Source organism: Providencia sp. PROV174, from assembly GCF_028480685.1.
Classification (GTDB): domain Bacteria; phylum Pseudomonadota; class Gammaproteobacteria; order Enterobacterales; family Enterobacteriaceae; genus Providencia; species Providencia rettgeri.
Window position 1 is genome coordinate 204,291 of sequence record NZ_JAMPOT010000017.1, and the last position, 24,682, is coordinate 228,972.

Annotated in this window: 19 protein-coding genes and 1 pseudogene; 9 read left to right on the forward strand and 11 right to left on the reverse strand. The window is 40.0% G+C overall.

What is annotated here, in order from left to right; all coding sequences use genetic code 11:
- Window positions 1-89: 89 nt before the first annotated feature.
- From allC to PSE60_RS15650, 8 genes and pseudogenes are all read left to right on the forward strand, one after another.
- Window positions 90-1,322 carry an allantoate deiminase gene (gene allC / locus PSE60_RS15615; protein WP_112307246.1) on the forward strand — a complete coding sequence of 411 codons (1,233 nt, stop codon included), beginning with the start codon at window positions 90-92 and terminating at the stop codon, window positions 1,320-1,322.
- Between the two features lie 58 nt (window positions 1,323-1,380).
- Window positions 1,381-2,166 (forward strand): (S)-ureidoglycine aminohydrolase, encoded by a 786-nt coding sequence (gene allE / locus PSE60_RS15620; RefSeq protein WP_004261565.1) that lies wholly within the window; start codon window positions 1,381-1,383, stop codon window positions 2,164-2,166.
- Between the two features lie 157 nt (window positions 2,167-2,323).
- Complete coding sequence (uraD, locus tag PSE60_RS15625) at window positions 2,324-2,902, forward strand: 2-oxo-4-hydroxy-4-carboxy-5-ureidoimidazoline decarboxylase (protein ID WP_272665977.1); 579 nt, start codon at window positions 2,324-2,326, stop codon at window positions 2,900-2,902.
- 35 nt (window positions 2,903-2,937) lie between these two features.
- Window positions 2,938-3,816, forward strand: a complete 879-nt coding sequence (locus PSE60_RS15630) for an aspartate/glutamate racemase family protein (RefSeq protein ID WP_196724405.1) — start codon at window positions 2,938-2,940, stop codon at window positions 3,814-3,816.
- Window positions 3,817-4,450: 634 nt separating this feature from the next.
- Window positions 4,451-4,780, forward strand: a pseudogene (locus PSE60_RS15635) (DUF932 domain-containing protein); the annotation flags it as partial.
- A 550-nt stretch (window positions 4,781-5,330) separates the two neighbouring features.
- A complete protein-coding gene (locus tag PSE60_RS15640; protein ID WP_272665978.1) occupies window positions 5,331-6,605 on the forward strand; it encodes an MASE1 domain-containing protein in 1,275 nt (424 codons plus the stop codon).
- A 27-nt stretch (window positions 6,606-6,632) separates the two neighbouring features.
- Window positions 6,633-7,943 carry an HdeD family acid-resistance protein gene (locus tag PSE60_RS15645; protein WP_272665979.1) on the forward strand — a complete coding sequence of 437 codons (1,311 nt, stop codon included), beginning with the start codon at window positions 6,633-6,635 and terminating at the stop codon, window positions 7,941-7,943.
- An 81-nt stretch (window positions 7,944-8,024) separates the two neighbouring features.
- Window positions 8,025-8,357: a DMT family transporter gene (locus PSE60_RS15650; protein WP_371021498.1), complete on the forward strand. Its 333-nt coding sequence runs from the start codon at window positions 8,025-8,027 to the stop codon at window positions 8,355-8,357.
- Window positions 8,358-8,669: 312 nt separating this feature from the next.
- On the opposite strand, the gene PSE60_RS15655 is transcribed toward PSE60_RS15650, so the two are convergent.
- Genes PSE60_RS15655 through PSE60_RS15675 form a run of 5 tightly spaced genes read right to left on the reverse strand, consistent with a single transcriptional unit; the run spans window position 8,670 to window position 14,155 of the window.
- The gene (locus tag PSE60_RS15655) at window positions 8,670-9,809 is read right to left on the reverse strand and encodes a Gfo/Idh/MocA family protein (protein ID WP_272665980.1); all 1,140 of its coding nucleotides are present in this window, start codon (window positions 9,807-9,809) and stop codon (window positions 8,670-8,672) included.
- 11 nt (window positions 9,810-9,820) lie between these two features.
- A complete protein-coding gene (locus tag PSE60_RS15660; RefSeq protein WP_272665981.1) occupies window positions 9,821-10,885 on the reverse strand; it encodes a sugar phosphate isomerase/epimerase family protein in 1,065 nt (354 codons plus the stop codon).
- Window positions 10,882-11,958 (reverse strand): Gfo/Idh/MocA family protein, encoded by a 1,077-nt coding sequence (locus PSE60_RS15665; RefSeq protein WP_272665982.1) that lies wholly within the window; start codon window positions 11,956-11,958, stop codon window positions 10,882-10,884. The genes PSE60_RS15660 and PSE60_RS15665 overlap by 4 nt, the downstream gene beginning before the upstream one ends.
- A gap of 1 nt (window position 11,959) precedes the next feature.
- Window positions 11,960-13,210: an MFS transporter gene (locus tag PSE60_RS15670; RefSeq protein ID WP_272665983.1), complete on the reverse strand. Its 1,251-nt coding sequence runs from the start codon at window positions 13,208-13,210 to the stop codon at window positions 11,960-11,962.
- 27 nt (window positions 13,211-13,237) lie between these two features.
- Window positions 13,238-14,155, reverse strand: a complete 918-nt coding sequence (locus PSE60_RS15675; RefSeq protein ID WP_272665984.1) for a GNAT family N-acetyltransferase — start codon at window positions 14,153-14,155, stop codon at window positions 13,238-13,240.
- Between the two features lie 269 nt (window positions 14,156-14,424).
- Here PSE60_RS15675 and PSE60_RS15680 point away from each other — a divergent pair, with 269 nt between their 5' ends.
- Window positions 14,425-15,405, forward strand: coding sequence for a LacI family DNA-binding transcriptional regulator (locus PSE60_RS15680; protein WP_272665985.1), 981 nt, complete (start codon window positions 14,425-14,427; stop codon window positions 15,403-15,405).
- 176 nt (window positions 15,406-15,581) lie between these two features.
- On the opposite strand, the gene fhuB is transcribed toward PSE60_RS15680, so the two are convergent.
- From fhuB to PSE60_RS15710, 6 genes are all read right to left on the reverse strand, one after another.
- Entirely contained in the window at window positions 15,582-17,552 is a 1,971-nt protein-coding gene (gene fhuB, locus PSE60_RS15685; protein WP_272665986.1) for a Fe(3+)-hydroxamate ABC transporter permease FhuB, read from the reverse strand.
- Complete coding sequence (locus PSE60_RS15690; protein ID WP_272665987.1) at window positions 17,542-18,468, reverse strand: ABC transporter substrate-binding protein; 927 nt, start codon at window positions 18,466-18,468, stop codon at window positions 17,542-17,544. The genes fhuB and PSE60_RS15690 overlap by 11 nt, the downstream gene beginning before the upstream one ends.
- The gene (locus PSE60_RS15695; protein WP_004912924.1) at window positions 18,459-19,241 is read right to left on the reverse strand and encodes an ABC transporter ATP-binding protein; all 783 of its coding nucleotides are present in this window, start codon (window positions 19,239-19,241) and stop codon (window positions 18,459-18,461) included. The genes PSE60_RS15690 and PSE60_RS15695 overlap by 10 nt, the downstream gene beginning before the upstream one ends.
- A gap of 48 nt (window positions 19,242-19,289) precedes the next feature.
- On the reverse strand, window positions 19,290-21,365 hold the full coding sequence (locus PSE60_RS15700) for a TonB-dependent siderophore receptor (protein WP_272665988.1): 2,076 nt from the start codon (window positions 21,363-21,365) through the stop codon (window positions 19,290-19,292).
- Between the two features lie 287 nt (window positions 21,366-21,652).
- Window positions 21,653-23,284, reverse strand: a complete 1,632-nt coding sequence (locus PSE60_RS15705; protein ID WP_036958441.1) for a sodium/sugar symporter — start codon at window positions 23,282-23,284, stop codon at window positions 21,653-21,655.
- A 262-nt stretch (window positions 23,285-23,546) separates the two neighbouring features.
- Window positions 23,547-24,551: a substrate-binding domain-containing protein gene (locus PSE60_RS15710; protein WP_272665989.1), complete on the reverse strand. Its 1,005-nt coding sequence runs from the start codon at window positions 24,549-24,551 to the stop codon at window positions 23,547-23,549.
- Window positions 24,552-24,682: the final 131 nt, after the last annotated feature.

Below are 24,682 nucleotides of genomic sequence, written 5' to 3' on the forward strand. Positions count from 1 at the left end.
CCTATGAAAACAAATATCGCGCTTTAGTGACAACACAAACTGTTTTGTTGCTACAGCACACAGTATAAAAATCACTAGGTGGTATGAATATGAAGGACTTTACAAAAGAAGTTAAAGAAACTTCAAATTGGCTGTCTCAACACGGCGCGGTAGAAAATAATGGCATGACGCGCCTGCTTTATACTCAAGAATGGGTTAGTGCACAAAAAGCGTTAAAAAATGCATTCGAAAGTTCAGGTCTATATGCCTATTACGATGATATTGGCAATCTGTTTGGTCAACTCAAGGGCCGTAAATATCCAGATCAAGTGATTTTATCAGGATCACATATCGATACCGTTATTAATGGTGGAAATCTAGACGGGCAATTCGGAATTGAAGCCGCCTTTATAGCTTTAGATTATCTGCAAAAAACATATGGCCAGCCACTCAGAACATTAGAGGTTGTTTCCTTAGCGGAAGAAGAAGGTAGCCGCTTCCCTTACGTGTACTGGGGTAGCAAAAATATTGTCGGTATCGCCAAAAAGGAAGACGTTAAACATATTTCAGATGCTGAAGGGGTCAATTTTGTCGACGCAATGTCGCAAGCTGGTTTTAAATTTCGCCCCGCCAACCAAAAACCTCGCAGTGATATTAAAACCTTTGTTGAATTACATATTGAACAAGGTAACGTTCTTGAACGTGAACATATTACAATTGGCGTTGTGAATAGCATTGTTGGTCAACGTCGTTACAATATAACCTTAAAAGGTGAAGCCAATCACGCAGGCACAACGCCAATGGGGTATCGCAAAGATACTATCTGTGCCTTCAGCCGTATTTGTTATGAATCCACTGAAAAAGCCAAACAGTATGGTGACCCATTAGTACTCACTTTTGGTCGAGTAGTTCCCCACCCAAATACGGTGAATGTGGTCCCAGGCCAAACTGATTTTACGATTGATTGTCGCCATACCGATAAAGCAACGCTAGTTGAATTCACCGCTATGATAGAGAACGATATTCAACGAATTTGCGCTGAAATGGGTATTGAGGTAAAAATCGACCTCTGGATGGACGAAGCACCAATTCCAATGGATGAGCAGCTAGTTACTTTCGTAAAAAAAATTTGTGATGAAAATCAATATAGCTATAAAGTCATGCACAGTGGTGCTGGCCATGACTCACAAATATTTGCCCCTATTGTTCCAACCGTCATGATGTTCGTTCCCAGCATTAAAGGGATCAGCCATAATCCTGCGGAAGCCACTACATTAAGCGATCTCGCTGAAGGAGTGAAATTACTGACGGAAGTTTTATATAAATTGGCCTATCTGGAATAGATGTTCTGCAACATATAGCCAAAACAACAAATAATGAAATTACTTAGGAGAGGTTAAAATGGGTTATTTAGATAATCAAATTGGCTACCCAAATGATATTTTGGCGTCACGTGCAATTATCAAAAAAGATAATTATGCCATCATTCCACCTAACGGGGTTGTTTGTAATATCATTCCCGGTTTTACTGACTGTAATATGACAATTTTATCCACCCCAAAATTAGGAGCTAGCTTTGTTGACTACGTCGGAACCTTATTCAATGAAGGTGGTAACTTAGCGGGTTTTGGTGGCGGTAAAATTGAATGTATTATTTATGTCATTGAAGGCGAACTAATTGCTTATTCTGATAAAGATGAACATAAATTAACCCAAGGTGGTTACCTGTATTGCCCAGCGGGTGTCACCATGCGCTTTAAAAATAATAACAAGGGTAACCCTTCACAAATATTTTTATACAAACGCGTTTATGAACCAACAGAGGGCCATAAAGCACACGTGGTTTGTGGTAACGTCAATGAGCTTCCTAAAATTGATTATGAAGGAATGCACAACGTTCATTTACAAGACTTATTACCTAAAGACCTTGGTTTTGATATGAATATCCATATTCTAACCTTCCAACCAGGTGCTAGCCATGGTTATATCGAAACCCATTATCAAGAACATGGTGCGTTAATATTATCGGGTAAAGGTATGTATAACCTCGATAATGATTGGGTTCCTGTCAAGAAAGGCGATTATATTTTTATGGCATCATATGCACTGCAAGCAGGTTATGCTGTTGGCGACGAAGAATTTAGCTATATTTATTCTAAAGATTGTAACCGTGATATTGAACTATAATTTCAAATAACTATTTTGCAATTCATTATCTATATTCTAAATTATTTGAATTGTAAGAAAACAGAATAGTCTCACTCGCAATCAAAGGCATTAATAAATAATGCCTTTGATTTCTTTAAAATTAAAATCAACTTTACCATTATATAAAGGAATAGATATGAAATTAATTAAATGCGCTTTAATTTCTTTGCCTTTGTTACTTTCTGCACACTATGTAACTGCCAGTCAAGTTTATAATATTGATGAAGTAAATAAAATGAGTGTTAATGATTACGAAAAAACATTCTCGAATATTTTTGAAGATACAACGTGGCCTATTGTCGAAAGTGCCTCTAAACGCCCTTTTACTGGGTTTGTTAATATGTATATTGATCTTGTTAATGTGGTTGAAAAATCGGGAGCAGAGAAACAATTAGAGCTCATTAAATCTCATCCTCAATTAGCGTGCAAAAATTTGCGCAATAATAACATCGCAGCCTTATCACAAGGGGAACAATCAGGTGCTGGGCTCAATGAATGCACAGAGGAAGAGGCCAAAGAACTAGCTAAATTAAATAAAGAATATAATGAAAAATTTGGTTTCCCTTTTTTATTGGCCGTTAAAAAAGCCACTAAACAACAAATTTTCTCTTCTCTTAAAACCAGAATCAATAATTCCAGAGATCTAGAATTTAAAATTGCCTTACAGCAAGAATACAAGATTGTCCTATTTCGTTTATTAGATACCGTTCAATAATCACATTTATGTTATTTCAACTAAGGACAGTTCAAATGAATATGAATAGCAGCCGTAGAAATTTTATACTCGGAGCATCGGCTTTAGCGACTATAGCGGTTACCCAAAAAACTATCGCATCTACCGACTCAACGGCCAATAATTTAATGAAAAAAATACGTTTATTAGTCCTTAATCCAAATACTTCTGAGAAATTTACTCAGCTCATCGTCTCTGAAACACGTAAAGCTGCAGGAGATAATGTCGAGGTTGTTGGGCTAACATCCAGTTTTGGGCCTGACTATATCGGCAGCGAGGTTGCTATCGGTATCGCAATGCATTCACTCATTGATATGATGGCTAAACAACTTAAAAAAGACGCACAATTTGATGCCGCGATTATTGCTGGTTTCGGCTGCGGCGAAGCCTCTATTTTACAAGAGATGGTGCCTTTTCCCGTCATCGGCTTACTCGAAGCATCTCTGTCCACTGCCCTGCTATTTGGACGTAAATTTTCAATTCTCTCGGGAGGCAAAAAATGGAAGCCTATTTTGGAAAAACAAGTTGAAAATTTTGGCCTAGCAAACCGGTTAGCTTCCGTGAGAACTGTTTCAATGACAGGTGCAGAAATCGTTAACAATCCAGATAAAGCTTATGAAATGATAGTGAAACTCAGCGATACCTGTGCACAAAAAGATGGGGCATCCTGTGTCATTTTGGGGGGAGCTGCACTCGCAGGTTTCCCCGCAATCCTTCATGAGCGAGTAAGTGTTCCACTGATTGATAATCTCGCAGTAACCATTTCAACGGCACTCACTCTAGCAAAGTACGTTCCCCAGCCAAATCGTAACCAGCAAACGCCATCACCTAAAATGGGCAGCCAAAATTTATCACCAGAACTTTCTGATTTTCTTTTAAAAAAAACAACAGATTAGTTAAAATTACACCAATGAATTTATCGAAGGTACTATTAATATCTATATGAATACGTCTCAATTAATGAAGATGGATATTAAAACTTATGTTAACCGAAAAATATTATGGCCCGCATTAGGCATGTGGGCCTTTTTTAGTTTAATTACTAATAGACTAATTATAATTTACCTTCAGTAAAATCCACATTTCACATTAATTATCAATAAGTTAAAGTTTCTGGTTAATTTAAATTATGGCCAATAATATTCAATACCGTAAAAACCAAGGATGTTATTCTAGGTTTTAAACAACATTATTCATATCCTGAACAACATCCATTATGTTTTATACAAGAGCCAATAATGAATAAACCTTGAAGGTTATTAGAAAATTAATAGTATTACAGCCACTATGAATATTTCCAATATGAAAAATTATACCTTATTTAAAGCTAACCGAAAAAAATATAGTTTTTTACGTGAATTTAAGTAATCATAGACTCAAGAAATAAACTAATTCATTTTTAGGCACCTTATTAGGCACTTTTGAAAAGTTGAATTGAACATTAGCACTATAAAATCATTTAGTTAAGCGACGAATTCAGACTCCGCCAGCCCACCAAATTTGGTGGGTCAGTGATAGGACAACAGGTTTAAAGAGTTATTCCGTACTGTACCGAGTGTATTTTCTGAAGAAAAACACGATTCTTGCAGTGAACGTTATACTTACATTCCAACCATCACCTTGTTAGACAGCCTGCAAAAAGAAGGCTTTTATCCGTTCTTTGCTTGCCAAACTCGGAGGCGTGATGTCAGCCGCCGAGAGCACACCAAACATATGTTACGACTTCGGCGACATGACCAAATTACAGGCATACAAGTCACTGAAATTATCCTACTTAACAGCCATAATGGCTCAAGCAGCTATCAGATGTTGCCGGGATTTTTTAAGGCAGTATGCTCTAACAGTTTGATGTGCGGCGATGTATTGTTATGTAGCTCTAGGTAAAATCGAAAGTGGCATGAACCGATTTGCTAATACTCGAGGCTTACAAGACGAGCAAATAAAAGCACACCTTAAATCTCAAGAAGTTGTATTTGCTGTCAGATACTTATTTTAGTATTTTTATAGTGTTATCTCATGGTAATGTCTAAAAAATACCTAACTCTTGTTAGCTATTTTTAATTGTGGTGGACACGCTCAATTTTTGCCATTATTGCTCGGCTACTGCTTTATATGACGTGGGTATCTTTCACGAATAGCTGTCTATGAAAACAACAAGCCGTGTTTTATTTTTAAGAAATTTAGATTAGGTGTGCTATTGGCTTTTTCTAGGTGCGTAATGTTCATTGAAGTACCTACAGCGCCGAACTCATAATAAAATAAAAAGTGTCTAAAAATACAGGAAAAAATATAATAATAGCTATACCTCAAGATATCATTTTGATATTTTTTGAAAAGAGAAATGATGTAGACCTTTACGCGTTAAGATAAGGCCAAACATAACTTTATGATGCATAACCTGAAATAAACTATGAAAACATCTTTACTATCAAATAAAACCACGTTAATCGTAATAATAGGATGGCTATTACTTTATTACGTAACAGGTGAAATCTCCGAAATACTTACACCAGAGAATTCAGATATTTCTGTTGTTTGGTTTCCTGCGGGGGTCGCAACAACCGCTTTTTTATGTATGCACAAACGCCAATGGCTACCATTACTGGTTGGCTTCATTGTATTAAACTTGATTCTGAATGGCTTTGATAGTGAGCAAATCACCCTTTCACTTATATATGCCGCTCTAGCAGTACTTTCTTGTATTGCTATTGCTTGGATTGTCCGTAGGTATGCTCAGCGAGGAGATGATCTGCAACTAATATTGTTATGGCTATCGGCAACAATAATTGTCAGTTTTGCAGATGCAGTTCTATTTTCTATCAGTTTGTATTGGCTTGATAATACATCACTTAATGATATTTTTTGGGATGGTTTTATTGCTGATATTACTGGCAATATCTTTGCGACAACAGTGATTATGGGGCTAATTAATACCCATTTCAAAAAGGTGGTGCCTTCTTTCAAAATTAATATAGTTTGGGGAAGTATTGTTTTTATTCTTCTTATTATTAGCACTATATTAATATTCAATGATACTGCGATACAGGTATACCATTCCTATTTTCATCATCATCGTAATACTGCTAAATTATCGCTACTCTGTATCCCTATTTTGCTTGCTGTTACCCTGTCTATGCTGTGGGGAAACAGAGGAGGATCAATAGCACTATTAATACTTGCCACTATTACAATCTATTACACGCGTAATCAGCATGGGCCTTTTTATCTTCATGGCCTATTTCGCCATGAGTCACTGTGGTTAATACAGGGATATTTGACCGTAATATCATTATTAATGGTTTTTTTACGAGTTGTCGCTCGAAGTACTCATAGAATTGATGACACACAAGGAGCTTATAAACCGCAGCACCTAGTATATCAACTTAATCTAGATAATGGTGGTATAGAATGGGGAAGCACAGATTGTTCATATCCGAAGGCTGATTTAATACCCCTTTCCGATTTAAGGCAAATTATGGAATCTATTCACCCTGACGACCGAGAAAAACTCGCTCGACATTGGGAACAAGAGCAAGCTCAGACCACTCTTCCAATAATAACCTTTTGTCTGAAAGATAAAGAAGGTCGTTGGTGGAATATAGAAGATCGTGGAAGTGTTATTTTTAGTCATAACAAGCCAGTAATGATTGTTGGGAATTGGTTTATTTTGGGTGAAGTATCCTAAAATTGATGTAATAACAAAGGATAAGTGATGCTACAAATTGCATTATTACTTTTCGGTGCCGAATTTATCAGAGGAAAAGCACATTACCTCTGGGGGATTGGGCTCCTTTGGTGTTTTATTGGTATATTTATTTTCATTGATGGTGTTGATGGTATTCTTTTTTTTCCAATACATTTGTTTGGTATTCTACTGTTACTTGAAAGTCTGATCACTTTAAGTGTCGCTTCAAGCGGAATTGGAACACAAAAAACGATACTTTTCTTTAAAGGTGGTCTATTTTTGTTCTGTGCATTGGTTATCTTAATTAATCAAACATATAGCAATGTATTATTGTCAGCGATGTTCGGTTTTGTTTTTTTTATTACCGGATTATTTGTTGTTGCATCAGCTTGGATCGTACGTTTTCCTGGATGGCAATTAATCCTATTATGGGGCGTCATTGAAATGCTGTTTGCCTTTTTTTTGTTTACCCATCACCAAGCAACAATTTCTTTTTTCATTGGCTTTTTGATGATAGGAAGTGGATTTGGATGCCTGAAGTTAGCATTTCGAGCCCGTCATATCCAACGAGGAACATCTATATTTGAACTGATGCGTCCTTTACCTGTGTCGTTTAAGAAAAAAGGAGCAATGCGACCAATAACAGAGAGCCTACAATCTTCCCCTTTAAATAGAGAAACTGAACAAGATACTATTTTGACTGTTCATATCTGGACCCCCGAAGGCTCCGCGAACCAACGCCCTGTACCAAGGCCAATTATTAATCGTTATATTGCGGCTGTTGATTCTGAGGGAGTAATCTCTACGGGGCATGCATCTCTAGAACTCTATCCGCACCTCTATATCAGCTTATACCCTGAAGAAGATATTGATCGCTCTCCTTCAGAATTTTTCAGGCTACTAAAAGCAACCGCTGATAATAACGTTCCAGGGCGTTTCTTGCCTAATTATCAAGCTGAAGCATCAGAATGGTGTGAATCTGACAGACAGATTGTTTTCAATGTTTATAACTATGCTTCTTTATTGAGTTTTTGGGAAAAATATCGCCAGTATCCTATTTATAACCTAACATACCAAAACTGTTCCAGCAGTGTTGCATATGGTTTAGAAGCTGCATTAGATGGTGTTTTGTCTATGCAAAAGAGAAGTGATTTTATCGGAATATTAAATGTACTTTGTATGCCAGAATTATGGATTGCGGCTCAAATTCGTCGGCGTGCACTGATGATGGCATGGACCCCTGGATTAATTATGGATTATGCACGTGCTTTGCGGGCTATTGTACACCCAGTTCCAGTCCCTTGGTATAAACGCTTACTTAGGCGTAGAGTTTCATAGCCATTAGGTATTTTTATCTCAAACATCGTTTAAAATTGTCATTTTGGAATGTTTGCTAAATAAGTTAAAGAGGTTTTTATGCTGAAAGTGTACGCAATCTTAATGGTGTCTATCATAGCTGAAACAACCGCGACAACCATGATGAAGGCGTCTGATGGGTTTACTAAGTTGGTACCCAGTATTATTGTCGTTATTGGTTATGCCATTTCTTTTTATGGATTATCCCAAGTTGTAAAAAGTATGAATATTGGTATCGCCTATGCGATATGGGCTGGAGCGGGAATATTTCTTGTTTCAGCATTATCATTTTTTGTTTATAAACAAAAACTTGATTTTCCAGCATTAATTGGTCTAGCATGCATTGCACTGGGAATTGTTATTATCCAGTTGTTCTCTAAATCAATTACTCATTGAGTGTCGAAATTATTCAACAAGAATAGATTAAATAACGACATTAAGTTGCACACGTAACAAGATACATACCGACATTGAAACACTTTTTGTTACACCATGCTGGTGGTGTAACATCACTAGGAGAGAATGCCTCTCCTTTTAACTGATGCTATCACGTAGTATAGCTTTCCGGTTCACTCCCCCCGATGCTTTTGCCTATCCGTATTACAAAGAAAAAAATCATTATTACAGCCTCTGATATTACACAGAGGCTGTAGCTGTAATTAACGAGATTATACCAACTCATTAGCCTCAGACCATTTATTGCAGAGATTATGATGAGCAACGATATTGCGTAAAATCAATCCATTGGCCGCTGTTATCATGGCTACGTTTTGCGGCATCAATAAATGCCATTCCCTGTAGGCCAGTTTCAATATCTGGTAATAACGGTGATGCGCCGCTACCCTCGCGTAAACGAGTTGCCGCCTCACGATAAACCTGAGCAAAACCTTCTAAATATCCCTCAGGATGCCCGGCCGGAACCCTTGACATCGCACGGTTTTCCGCCCATTGAGACATTGATCCCCGAGTCACACAAAACATGGGTGAATCAAATGGTTTTAACCATAACTGGTTAGGATTTTCTTGGGAAAATGAAAGACTCCCTTGACTGCCATATATGCGCAGTCTCAACCCGTTTTCTTCACCACAGGCCACTTGGCTCGCCCATAGACGCCCTTTTGCTCCGTTGTGATAACGCATTTGCACACGCACATCATCATCTAGCACTCTTCCAGGGATCATTGATGTGAGTTCAGCACAAATGGCCTCTGGTAGCATCCCTGTGACAAATGAAGCTAACTGCCACGCATGAGTACCGATATCACCGATACAGCCCGCTCCCGCTTTTTGTGGATCGGTACGCCAGCTCGCCTGCTTGTTTTCAGTTTCCTCTAATCGTGTTGCTAGCCACTGCTGCAAATACTCCACTTCAATATAACGAATTTCGCCTAGTTCACCTGCCAATATCCGGCTGCGCGCTTCGCGAATTAGCGGATAAGCACTGTAATTATGCGTGAGAATCAGTTGCCTACCCGTTTCTCGCACAACATCGGCAAGCTGCAAAGCTTCTGAGTATGATGTACACAATGGTTTATCACAGATCACGTCGATACCTGAACGCAAAAATTCAACGGCAATAGGGGCATGCAGGTGATTAGGCGTAACAATCGCAACCACATCAATACCATCATCACGTGCCGCCTCGCTTTGCGCCATTTGCTGATAGCTGGCGTAACTACGTTCAGGAGCAAGATGTAACCGTTGCCCTGTACGTTGACAATTTTGCTCGTTTGAAGAAAACGCGCCCGCGACTAACTCAAACTCATCATCCATACGAGCTGCTAATCGATGCACAGCACCAATAAATGCACCTTCGCCGCCTCCAACCATTCCCAACTTTAGTCTCATCGCCTTATCCTTTATTTATCACTCACGATCCCAAGTAATGCTTTGATTTGTTGAAGATTAGTATCTACCGCTGCAAAATCATCAAAGGCATGATCAACCACTGGAATAATATGATTGGTGATAAAATCAGCTCCCTCTTTCGCCCCGGCATCTGGAGATTTAAGGCAACACTCCCATTCCATTGTGGCAACACCGGAAAAACCGTACTGGGTTAATTTGCTGAAAATAGAGACAAAATCAATCTGGCCATCCCCTAACGAACGAAAACGCCCTGCGCGCTCAACCCATGATTGATAGCCGCCATAGACACCGCTTCGGCCATTTGGTGAATATTCCGCATCTTTGACATGAAATGCGCGAATGCGTTGGTGATAGCAATCAATAAACGCAAGATAATCCATCTGCTGGAGCAATAAATGGCTTGGATCGTAGAGAATATGGCAACGTGGGTGGTTATCGACAAGGCCGAGAAAACGCTCAAATGTCACACCGTCGTGTAAGTCCTCCCCTGGATGTAACTCGTAACATACATCGACGCCACACTCGTCAAACACATTCAGAATAGGCAACCAACGCAACGCAAGTTCAGCAAATGCTTCATCAAATAGCTGTGCATTGTGGGGTGGCCAAGGGTAAAAATAAGGCCACGCCAGCGCGCCTGAGAAAGTCACGTGCGTAGTTAGCTTTAGGCGCTGCGAGGTTTTTGCCGCTTTGATGAGTTGCTCTGCCGCCCATTGCTGGCGCTTTTGAGGATTGCCTCTGACGCTCACAGGGGCAAAACCATCAAAAACCGTGTCATACGCTGGATGTACCGCAATTAATTGGCCTTGTATATGAGTCGATAACTCACTGATCTGAATACCATATTGCTGTAACATGGCAACCAGCTCATCGCAATAAGTTTGGCTTGTGGCTGCCAAATCTAAATCAAAGATATGTGGGTCGATCGTTGGCACTTGGATATGGGTAAAACCTAGGCTTGATGCCCATTCAGCGAGGCCTTCTAATGAGTTAAAAGGGGCTTTTTCGCCAATAAATTGTGCCAGAAAGATACCGGGGCCTTGGATTGTTTTCATGACTCACTCCCTAAAATCACGGTGCGCTGTGTACGCACAGCTTCATCCGCAGCAAGAACAATTCGCAAGCTATTGAGTGCGTCTTGTAGATCCTGTTCTAATGAAAATTGTTCCGTAATCGCTTGAATAAAATAATGTTGTTCACTTAGGCACAGCGCCAAATGGTCTGGCTCGTCTTGGCAGTCAACCCAACGGTCGGGATGCTTAAAGGCATTGTTTTTATCAAGCTCCGCATAGTGAATACGTAAAGAGTCAGTGCGTGTGTGCCCATCAACATTGTCACTATTTCCTTCTCCATGCCGAGCCATTATCGAAACCGCACCGCGAGGGCCTATGACATCTTTGATAAAATACGCCGTTTCGCTGATCATTGGCCCCCAACCCGCCTCATACCAACCCACTGAGCCATCATCAAAACGAACCTGTAATTGACCATAGTTATACATATTATCTGGTAATTCATCGGTCAATCTTGCGCCAATAGCGCTGACACTCACTGGTTGAGCTTGAGTCATTTGGCACATCACATCTAAATAATGAACGCCGCAGTCAACTATCGGTGATAGTGATTGCATCAGGTTACGGTGTACATTCCACATCTGCCCATGGCTTTGTTGATTCAAATTCATTCTCATCACTAATGGCTTACCCAGCTCATGAGCTAGATGAATGAATTGTTGCCACGATGGGTGATGACGCAAAATATAACCGACCACCACTTGTCGATGGGCTTGTTTAGCCGCAGCAATGACACGCTTGGCCCCTTCAACCGTAGTGGCTAACGGCTTTTCAATAAACACATGACAGCCAGCCTTGAGTGCTAGCAATGCATAAGCTTCATGCGTATCAGGGTATGTCGTTAAGCAAACCGCATCTGGTTGCGTTGCTTTTAATGCCTGTTCGTAATTATCAAACGTGGCATATTCACCACCTAAATGTTCATTGAGAGTGTTTTTTGAATGGCCACGAGCCACCAGCCCGCAGATATCAACCCCTTCCATTCGGTGGTAAGCCTCTGCATGAGAGGCTCCCATATTGCCGCAACCAACGACTAAGACGCGTAAATTAGCCATCTTATTTCCCCTCCACCGGCTTTTCTTTATAATTGAACGTGAAGAAGAACAATGCGGCTATCAGTAACGCACCTATCGCTGGGTACCACCAGAAACTTTGCCATTGTGGCAGAGCCGCTGCACCTTCCGTTGTAACAATGCTATTAAACAGCATGCCACTGATTTGTGAACCAATTAACATCCCCACGCCATAGGTGAACAAAACCAGCAAGCTCTGCGCCTGCCCTTTTACTTTCTCGCCAGCAACTTTGTCTGTATAGATAAAACCAATAACGAAGAAGAAGTCATAACACATACCATGTAAGAAAATGCCGATATAAATCATCCAGCGCAGTTCTTCAGCGATACCTAAGGCAAACATGACATAACGTAAGCACCAAGACAGCATCCCAATGAGTAACATCACTTTAATGCCAAGACGCGCAAAGAAGAAAGGTATCAATAACATAAAGAACAGTTCTGACATCTGCCCTAAAGACATCACGCCACCAACGTTAGTAAACCCTGTCGCTGCAACAAATGGCGCCGCATAGGCATAATAAGCCGCCAATGGGATGGAGATCAGCATTGCGCAAATGATGAAAACTAAAAAATGACGTTGCTTGAGCATGGCAAACGCATCCGCACATAACAAGTCGCGCATTGCTACGGGCTTACCTCGTTCTGGTGCTGGCGTGTGTGGTAATGTAAAGCTGTAAATCGCCAGTACCAACGAAGCCGCTGCCGCCAAGGTGAAAATTTCTGTACTATCTGATAACCCTGTTGAACCGACAATCAACCCCGCGACAATCCAACCGAATGTACCGAATGCACGCACAACTGGGAACGCTTTCTCACTGTTCGGTAAACTATAAAAGGCAACGTTGTTACTAAGAGCAATAGTTGGCATATAGCAAAGCATATAACCAAAGATTATCCATAACAGACCACTATGATCCCCCGTAAAGTAACTTGGGATCATCCATAATAAAGCGGCACCGATGAGATGCAGTACACCAAGCACTTTTTGTGATGCAAAGAAACGGTCAACCACCATCCCTAGTACAAAAGGAGATAAAATAGAGGCGATAGGCCCTGTCGAATAGGCATCACCAATAATTGCTGATAAACCATATTTCCCCATGACAACCCCTAGCGTGACATACCATGCCCCCCACACAAAAAATTGAAGGAACATCATTAACGCCAATCGCGGTACTACCCATACATGGGCAGTATTTTTACCGCCTTGAGCGAGACTATTTGTACCCATAAGACCCCCAATAATTTCTATTTTTTATTAGCCACTTTCAGGTAAAAAGGACGGCATAACCACGCCGCTTGGTTTCTGCGCATAACCTTTGGCTTGCGCAAGATGTAATTCACAAATTCGACCGCCCCATCGCAATAGTGCTTGGCACAGTGCATTTCGCTCTACGGGAACTAAAACGACTGGCATCGCACCACGATGATGTTTGTCTAACATCCAACCGAGTAAATCCAGCGCTACCTCATCACGATAGCTGCAGCCGGGCCCTAACATCCTCGATGCGGGATGTGCGATAGAGGCAAGATAACCTTCAATGCGCTGGTTATGCTCCCAGACTGCAATTCGCCATAACCCGCTGGTGTCATTCAAAAAATATTCAATATCCCGCTGACGACTAATACCCAATAAATCCGCTTCCAATTGTAAAATAGCTGGTAAGTCTTCGGTTCGAGCATCTCGTACAATTCCTTCGGTCAAACGAGGGAGATTTACGCCTTGCTCGGGTACTGAAATCACCATGTCTTGGTATATTGCGTAAGGTGTAAAACCGCCACGGCGATAAAGAGAATAAGAGTCTAAATTCAGGGCACTTGAAATTAAGCGAATGGGTAAATTTCCTGCTAATTCATCCGCTTTGGACAATAATTTCTTTGCAATACCCTGTCCGAATGCATCGGGATGGACATTCATAATCCCAAGGCCCAAATGGGTTTCACGTGGGTGAAAAAAACACGAGCCAAGAATATTAAGTTGTGGATCACGGGCTACCCAGTGGTAGTCAGGATCAAGTTGTTGGTATACATCAACAAATAAGTGGCACTCTTCAGGCGCAGACTGAAATATTGCGCCTAAACCATGTTGCTGATACCAGACATTCGTTGAGTGATAAATCAAATGCGCGACTTCATTCCGATCAGTGTATTTCGCAAGCTGTAGTTGTATATCCATTCATTACCTCTCATGTTTTATTGTTTATAAAATGAGGCTTTTTGCTAAATGGCAGCTAGATCCCAAAATGAAATCGATTACATTTTTACTGAAATCGATTTCATTTATAAAATATAGCCAAATTGTTTCTTTCAGCAACTAGCTGAATGGTTCAATAATGACCTAAAAGGTAAATTTGCAATCTGCATCACAAGTTGCTTGTATCAATCGTACTTTTCATCACGATGTTGCATACTGTGCATGGCAATAGACAAAAGGAAAAGTGAACAATGTCGATAGAAAAAGTGGCGAAAATCGCAGGAGTCTCTGCCGCAACGGTTTCACGGGTATTGAATGATCAACATATTGTCAAACCCGCAACTCGCGATAAAGTTCTCGCCGCCATCGCTCAGTGTAATTATCAGCCTAATTTATTAGCGCGCCAACTACGTACCTCGCGTAGTCGTATGCTATTGGTGTTGGTATCTAATATCACTAACCCCTTTTGTTCACTCGTTGTACGAGGTATTGAAGAAGAAGCGGAACGCCACGGCTATCATATTTTGTTATGTAATTCTGAATCCAATCCAACACGTGAATCCGCTTATCTGAGTTTACTCAGAGGTAAGGTTGTTGATGGCGTCATCACTATGGATGCCGTGAGTTGTTTGCCAGGGCTTACGGATATGATTGGCGATTTTCCGTGGGTGCAGTGTGGTGAGGGGGATCCAGAATTTCGTGCTTCTTCGGTTACTATTGATAATTCACAAGCCGCTAGCGCTGGCGTTTATCATTTAGCAGCGAAAAATCGCCAACGCATTGCATTAATTAACAGTGATATGCGTTACCTCTATTCGCAACAACGGGAACAAGGATATCGAAAAGCACTCACTGAACTTGGCTTTGAGTATTGTAAAATCGAGTATGTAGAAGAATTAGATTACACCGCAGGGGCGAAGGCCATGGAAAAGTTACTGCAAAATGCGCCCAAACCCGATGCTGTATTCGCGATTTCTGATGTCACCGCAGGCGGTGCAATGAGTGTTTTACATCAGCAGGGGTTGCATATTCCCAATGATATTGCCGTGTTAGGGTTTGATGGCGTGCCCTTCGGTGAAGTAACCACGCCGCCATTAAGTACTATTGTACAGCCGATGCATCAATTTGGCATCCGTAGCGTTCAACTGCTACTCAATAAAATTAAGCACCCGCAACTCGATGACAGCCATGAAATCCTCGAATGGCAATTAATTGAGCGTGGCTCAACTTAACTCACCTTTTTACTGCCATTCTGGGGCTGTGGTATTGAAATAATACGGATAAGATAAATACTACTATTTTCTTTTCGTATTTATCTTTTTTTATGGCTATCGCGATATGACCTGACTTATCAATATTAGTTAGGTCTTTTGAGTAGCGATTTGGTTAGCCATATTTACACCATAAATTATGACTTGATTTTATTCATCGCCATCAGCAATAAAAAATACCCGCCACCTAAAATGGCGACAAATATTCCAGCAGCTATCTGTGTTGGATAAATAATAATTTGTCCTAACCAATCTGCCCAAACCATTAATATACTGCCGATCAACCCACTAATAATAAGTTGTTGTTTCGCCTTTTTAGCGCCAACTAAAAAAGCCATATGGGGTGCAACTAAACCAAGAAATGCAATAGGGCCAACAGTAGAAGTGACAAAAGCACACAATAATGCAACTAAGATTAATAGCAATATAGTCGCTAATTGTGAATTTAGTCCTCTTCCCTGTGCAAATGACCGACTAATTGATAATAAAACTAGCCAACGATTTAACGTGATCGCTAATATAGCTAACACAACAATACTGATTGAAAAAATAATGGCCTGTTGCCCTTCCACACGATAAGTTGACCCTGAAAGCCATAATAATATCCGATAGCTACTCAATGTACCTTGAGCTAAAAAGAACTGAACAAAAGCTTCTAACGTTGCCGTTAGGCAGATCCCTGTCAAAATTAAGCTTGCTGGTGCGTATTGGTGTCGCTTACCTAGGTACAACAATAGCCCTAATACAATCAGGCTCCCGATTAAAGCAATACCCCAAAATGAGGTTTGAATAGCAGTGCCTAATAGTAAACTAAATAGAACAAGTGCCGCTGTAGCACCTGAAGAAACCCCTAAAATATCTGGGCTGGCCAACGGGTTATAAATAATTCTTTGTAATAAAACGCCTGCAATACTCAATGCTAAGCCAGAGAATATAGCCGCTAATAAACGAGGCCATTTAATATCCCATTGAAAACTTGATGGCAGTTGCCAATAATATTGTTCACCATTCGTTTGTAAGCAAAGTGAAAATACAACTCCACTTGCTAACAATAAAATAAGAATACATACCGTGGTTTTGGAAAGTATTATTTTTGTTGGTAATAGACCTATCGATAATTGATCTTGGGCTGTCATTGCTCGGCGGCTAAACCAGATCAATAAAGGAGCACCAATAGCAGCAGTCATTACCCCCGTAGGAACCACAATATTAAGGTAGTTTGTTAGTGCGATAGCCCCGCTGTCTGCAAGAAGCAATAAAATAGCGCCTACAACTGCACTGTTTAATAACTCTTGCCTTGCACTCATATTACCCATTCGCCGTACTATATTTGGGGCTAATAAACCAATAAAACTAATAACCCCTACAGTTGAAATAGTCGCCGCCACTAACCAAGATGCTAAAACAATAAAAAACAAGAAAGTAGGTAAAACGGATAAGCCACGAGCTTTAGCCCCCTCATGACCTAATTTCAATAATGTCAAAATACGAGGTGCAAAACAGATAATAATAATGATAGGGAACAATAAAGGTAATAAACCAACCACTTTTTGCCAGCCATCTTGCGCTAGATTTCCAGCTCCCCACATAAAAATGTTTTGTGCAAATTGAGAATTTAATGTAATTAATGCAGTCGCTATTGCACCAAACAAAATATTGATGACCATTCCCGAAACAACCAACGGAATGCCTGTCATATTGCGAATACCTGCAATTAATATTACCAACCCAAATGCAAGTAATGCTCCCACCATCGCAGCTAGCGTTTGATATAACCCAATCTCATTACTAAACCAAATATTGACTACCACTAATGCTAACCAAGCACCGGATGATGAACCTAATGTCAGTGGTGAAGTAAGATTATTTTGTGTTAATTGCTGCATCAAACTGCCCAATAAACCAAAAGTCGCGCCCACTAATAATGCCATAGCAAGGCGTGGTAATTGGCCATATAAATAAAAATAATCAGCAAATGTATCGGCTGAAGCAGGATGAATAATTAAAAATAATTGCTGACTGAGTATAACCCCAGGTTCGAGCTGAAGATTAATCAGCGCAAACACCATTAATACAAAAAATAGTATTGAGTACTGTTTAGTTGTCATTATGAGGAGCAACCTGTAATAAGCTTTCTGTTAATGCTTCCGCCATTAATTGCAAGGAAAATACACCACCATAATTCCAAACGGGACGAACACTATTTATCCGCCCTTGTTTAACAAAGGGCATCGACTGCCATAAAATAGAATCATTTAGTTTTTTTTCTTCTACAAATGGTTTGATATATAACACGTACCCATCATTAATAAACTGTAATGAATTTATTCGTCTCTGTTCTATTCCCCAAGCACGTGCGGGAACTAAAATAGCGGGCTTTAATGCAAGCTGTTCAAGAACATAATTTAGCGTTGAGTTCTCAGTATAAAGAAAAATAGTGCTTAAACTTGAAAACCGGATAACAGCAACATTTGGTTTCGTGGAAAAAGCTCGTTCAAGCTGTGATCTTAATTCAGCAAAACGTTTATCCATTTTCACTAAATATTCATCGGCAAAAGAGGTTTTGTTAAATAAGTGAGCCAACGTTTTAAAATGCGCAATGGCTACAAGCCCTGAGTCATCTTGGCGTGCAAAATTTGATAAATAAACGACTGGCGCTATTTTTTCCAATAAAGGCAGTAAATCTTCTTGCGCGCTACTTGCAATAATAACATCAGGTTTCAATGCGGCAATTTGCTCTAAATTAGGCTCAGCCCGGGTTCCTACCTCTTTGACTGAAGAAGGAACAACTGGGTCAACAACCCATTGCTGGTAACTCTCTAATTCCGTGGCGCCAATAGGGGTAACTTCAAGGGTTAATAGCTGCTCCAGTAAATCCCAATCTAAAACCACAACGCGCTGAGGCGGCGAATTGAACTCGATAATACCACGACTATCCGTAACAGAATAAGCCCGTGTATAAAATGAGCATAATAATGTACTTGTTAATAAAATAAGGCCAAGCAAATTGATTTTTAAGCGCATACGATAGCAACCCTATGATGTTCTGACTCTGGAAAATTAGGGTGTGGTATTAACTTAATCGGGGTATCGTAGAGTGACGATAGCCTTGCTTCATCATGAAGAAGAACACTTTTTCCCTCAAATTCTATTTTCCCTTTTTTTAATGCCACTATGTGTGTTGCGTAGCGTAGAGAAAGGTTGAGGTCATGAAGGATCACAATCACACCAATCCCATGAACTTTATTAAGCTCACTCAATAAATTCATTAACTGGTATTGATGGTGAATATCTAATGCAGAAGTCGGTTCATCCAGTATTAAAACCGGTGATTGTTGGGCAAGTAACATGGCAACCCATGCGCGCTGGCGCTCTCCACCAGACAAATTGTCTGCTAAGCTCGAAGAAAACCCCTCAACTCCCGCTTTTTCCATTGCTTGCTGGATAATAATTTCATCGTCAGCTTGCCAGCGACCAAGTGCACCTCGCCACGGAAAGCGGCCTAAGCGCACAAGTTCTTTCACAGACAGCCCCGCTGAGGCTGGCAGTTTTTGTGGTAAATACGCGATTTTCTGCGCTAATTCTTTCGTTTTATATCGAGAAAGACTCGTGCCATTTAAATCGATTTGTCCGCTATCCGGTGCCATCTGCCCTGAAAGGAGATTAACCAGTGTAGATTTTCCTGAACCATTATGACCAAGAACTACTGTGAGTTCTGTTGTCGGTATATTTAGCGAATCTATAGATAAAATAGAACGATGATCACGAACGATATTAATATTTGCTAATCGAAACATAGAAAGGACTCAAGACATGCCAAGGTTATTAGCATGCCTTTTTTAAAATTACCAAGTGTACTTTGTTTGTAACACAAATGAACGCGATTGGCCGTAGTAGCACCAGGTATCACAAGATGAAACATACTCTTTATTGAGAATGTTATTCATATTGAACTGGAACTGCCAATTATTCGATAATTGATATATCGCGGCCATATCCCAGAGCATCGCACTAGGAACAGAACGGTTGCTGCTCGCTGGGTTGTCTTTTGATTGGCCATAATAGCGAATACCAGTTCCGAGTTTTAACGACTGGTTACTCACGATTGGAATTTCGTAGTCAGTCCAGACTGTCGCCATATGTTTGGGGATCATACCAGCCTGTTTACGTCCCTTACCATTTGTTTGATCTGTTTGCGCATTGGTATAAGTGTATGTCGCTTTAATATCCCAATTATCAGTAACACTTGCGAAGAGTTCTGTTTCTATACCTTGTGAAGTGACTTTACCTGTTTGTGTTGCAACAGGGTGTTCAGGAGTTGTGACTAACGCATTTTTTTGTTCGATATCGAACCAAGCAATATTCCAATAGCCATCCACAAAATAAGGCGTATATTTGATACCTGCTTCAAATTGCTCACCTTTAAGTGGTTTATACAGTTTTTGGGTGGTTGGGTCGATCGTCGATTGAACCTCAAAAGATTGAGAGTAATTTAAATAAGGTGAAATGCCATTGTCAGCGATATACATTAAACCCGCATTTAAACTCATCTGCCCATCGTTTCTAGACTCATCTTCTGCTTTTTTATGTGCTTTATTTTCAGTTTTTACCCAATCATAACGTGCGCCAATGACCCCAATCCATTTGCTATCAAGCTTTGTTTGGTATTGTGAATAAATACTAGTTTGTGTTTTATCAATAGTGCGATGAATATTATTAGATGGGTCTAGTGGGGTATAGTGTCCATAAACTGGCTTCCACGGGTTAATTTTACCAAAAGCATAATTATCCTGTTCATCACCTTTGGTTTGATGATATTGGAATTCAATACCCGCAAGTAAGGTATTTTCAAACCGCTCACTATCCCATTCACCGACAATATTGTTATCTAAGCTAAAACTTTGGTTTTTACCATCGCGAAAAACAACACCTCGCTCCAATTCTTGCACAGCAGGATCTGCATTAAAGAAGGCGTAAACGCTTCTGAGTGTTAGGTCGTTGTAACCGTAATTCACACGCTGCGCAAAACGCCACTCATCATTAAATTGATGTTCTAATAAATAACCCACTGAAAACTGAGTTCGCTTATATTTATCGTAATCAGGCTCACCTAAATTGGTTGATGGTTTAATTTTGCCATAATTAGAGTGAATTAATGTTCCCGCTGCGGGGAAAAAAGGATTCGTGGGCGTACCATCATCGTGCAGATACGTTCCCATTAACGTAAGTACAGTTTGGTCAGACAAGTCAAATGCCGCACTTGGCGCCAGATAAAGACGTTTATTATCTGTGTCTTTGAGTTCCCCATCCGATTTTTTCATCGTTCCCACTAAACGGTAGCGGGCACCTGCATCCACTGATGCCGTAGAAAGATCAAAACCTAGCGCTTGGTGATCGTTATTACCCGCTTCTAAAAATATTTCATTTTTAGCATTAATAGATGGTTTTTTCGTTACTAAATTAACAGCGCCTCCAGGAGTGGATTCGCCAAAGAGAACAGCTGATGACCCCTTCACGACTTCAATACTTTCCAACCCATAAGGTTCAAGCAACCAAGTATAATAGCCATCTCGATATAACCGGCTATTATCTAAATAGGTTGCAGCATCAAAACCGCGGACTTTGAACCAATCAGTATCATTATCAGCTCCATAAGGCTGTGCAACAACCCCTGAGGTATAACGAAGTGCTTCATCAATTTTTTGCGGAGCATGTATGGTCAAATCTTGTTCGGTAATAATCGAAACTGATTTTGGCGTTTCTTGCAGCGCAGTATTCACTTTGAGTGCTTGTGCACTGACAACGAAAGAGTCTTGTTTGTCGCTATTTTGTTCATTTGCCATGGATTGGTTTTGAACAGCCAGCGCTAACAAGGTGAAAATGGCAACCTGATGTAAACGAAATAAACCTAAATTTTTCACAAAATAGTTCCAATGATAATAATAATAAGTCTCAGTATTATTCCTAAAAATAAGTCAAATTAAAATCAATTTGGCATATTTACTTATAACAAATAGTTATTAAAAAAATCAATTTAGACACAATTAACCATACATAAGAAAGGGATATTATTAGGCGAGAATAACGAAAATGATTGCGATATTAATGTTAGCTCATTATTTAAGTTAATAAATGCAAAAAATAAGGCGGGAGTGTTCCTTCCCGCCTAGTGCTATCATTTAATTATCAGGTTGTTAGAAATATTGCGCTACCAGAACAACGCATATAACACGCACAAGATAACCATAATTGCGTAGGATGCGATATTGAAACCTGTCGATGTTTTAAAGGTCTCCGACGTTAAAATAATTGCCCCCTCACAGTCATCTTCTTTTGCCGTTGTCAGGCTAATTAAACCAATCACGACCGCAGTAAAGAAGAAGGTGTACATCATTTGGTCAAGGAATGGCATACCTAACGGCATCAGTTTTAAGAATAATGCAAACGGAATTGAGAGCAGCACACCGATAATCGCGCCTTTTGCATTGGTTTTCTTCCAAAATAAACCTAGTAAGAATACCGCTAAAATACCAGGGCTAACTAACCCCGTATACTCTTGAATATATTGGAAAGCCTGTCCAATGTTACCTAATAATGGTGCGATAAAACATGCCACAATTAACGCAACAACCGCGCTGATCCGCCCGACATTCACTAATTTATGGTCCGCGGTTGACGGAGCAATATATTCTTTGTAGATATCCATAGTGAAAATAGTTGCCACTGAGTTCAGCATAGAAGCTAAAGAAGAGACAATAGCCGCAGCTAATGCCGCAAATACGACCCCTTTAGCGCCGACAGGTAAGAATTGTGTTAACCATGGGTAAGCTTTGTCCGCTTGTGCCAGTGTTGGCATATGTTCTTGTGCCATCGTTCCTAATCCCGCCAGTAATGCAGGGTCAGAAACAATCACAAATGCTGCAATACCCGGTACAACAACAAGGATTGGGACAATCAGTTTGAGAAATGCCGCAAAAACCAAGCCTTTTTGTGCTTCATTAATAGATTTGGCCGCTAATGCACGTTGAATAATATATTGGTTGAAGCCCCAGTAATATAAATTGGCAACCCATAGTCCGCCAATTAATACGGCAATACCGGGTAAATTGCTAAATTGCGGGTTGTCTTGGCTTAAAATCATTTCAAAATGTGCAGGTGCTTCACTTGCCATACGGCTCATCCCCGCGAATAAACCTGCATCACCGCCAATATAGCTCACCGCCATTATTGTGGTTAAAAAACCGCCTAAAATTAAAAAGAAAACTTGTACGACATCTGTCCATGCAACCGCAGATAGCCCGCCATAAAGAGAATAAATCACAGCAAATAATGCTAAACCAAAAATAGCATAATGCATTGGAATACCTAGGATTGTCTGTAATGCTAACGACCCTAAATAGAGAACTGAAGTTAAATTAACAAAGATAAATAATGCTAACCAGAATACAGCTAAGATCGTTTTTAATGTTTTATTAAAGCGTTTTTCAACAAATTCTGGAATGGTAAAAATACCTTTATCGATAAATACGGGCATAAAGTATTTTGCGACAATAATCAGTGTTAGTGCCGCCATCCATTCATAGGATGCGATGGCTAAACCAATTGAAAATCCAGAGCCAGACATACCAATAAATTGCTCTGCAGAGATATTTGCCGCAATCAGTGAAGAACCTATAGCCCACCAAGGTAATGTTTTTCCTGCCAGAAAATAGTCTTTTGTACCTTTTTTTTGCCCTTTTTTATCTCGAGAAACCCAAAGACCCACACTAATAATGATAAGCACATACAGAATGAATATTCCGTAATCTAATGTGCTTAACCCAACCCCTTCAGTTTGCATAATCAAATTCCTTCGCCAAATGATAACGAAGCAAGTGTAAACGTTACCACAAGATATCACCGTTAAATGAATCACATATTTTCACAATATCCTCAATAATGTTAACTTAGTGGATTAAATAACAGATTTTAATGCAAATTTTCAGAGAAGAACGAAGACGAATTACTGAAAAGTAATCTATTTCTTGATGGTTCCGTGAAGCCCATCAAATATTAATGAAAACGTTTACATTTCATGCCGTAATTCTATACCTATAACGTAATTAGGTGTGCAAGGGCCTAACTGAATTGCGTTGAACCAATGTCGGTGAGTAAATCAAACTTTCACCTGTCGTTTTTTCCCCTCTTGCTAAAGAAAGTGCTAACTGAGTGGCTTTTTCTGCCATCATTTGAATGGGATAACGAATCGTTGTTAAACGTGGATGGATATAGCGGGCAATCAATACATCGTCAAAACCAATAACCGAAACCTGTTCTGGTGAGTGAATTTCATTTTCATCTAATACCGCAATGGCTCCTGCGGCCATAAAATCGTTGTAACCAACGACCGCAGTGATTTCGAGTGATTTTATCAGCAAGTTAGTCATCGCTTGCTCGCCGCCTTCCCCATAAGGAGTACCATATTCAACATAGCTATCAGATAGTTGAATACCATTATTTTTTAATGCGTCTCGATAGCCTTGCAAACGTTGTATCGCATCCTCAATTTGGTGATTTGAAGAGATGTACGCAATTTTAGTGTGCCCATGTCGAATGAGGTGTTCCGTCGCTAAATAGGCACCTTTGTAATTATTTAATGAAATACAGCGGGTTGCAATCTCATCAATATGGCGGTTGATCAGTACCATACTCGGGACTTCGTTCGCATATTGGAGTAGTTCTGCATCATCAAGGGCTTTAGAGTGAATGACCAATGCATCACAGCGGTTGTTAATCAACAGCTCAATAGATTGGCGCTCTTCCTTTGCATTATGATAACCGTTACAAATCAAGATATGTTTACCATTTTTATGGGCTACCGCATCAACAGCTTTAACCATAACACCGAAAAATGGGTCTGACACATCGTTAACGAGCACCCCAATTGTATTTGAGCTTTGGTTCACTAACGCGCGAGCCGCCGCATTTGGGCGGTACCCTAGCTTATTCATTGCATTTTTTACTGATGCAATAGAAGCTTGGCTTGCCTTAGGTGATTGATTAATCACCCGTGAAACAGTTGCAACAGAAACACCCGCTTCTTTTGCCACATCTTTGATTGTCGCCATCGTGTACCTCTACAATTAGGATGGCTTATTAAACAATGAGCTAGAATTAAAAACAATGGCGTAGCGCATATTAAAATTATTTAGCTAAAACTCATCAATGCATAGTATAGAAAAACAAAACACCGCATTTC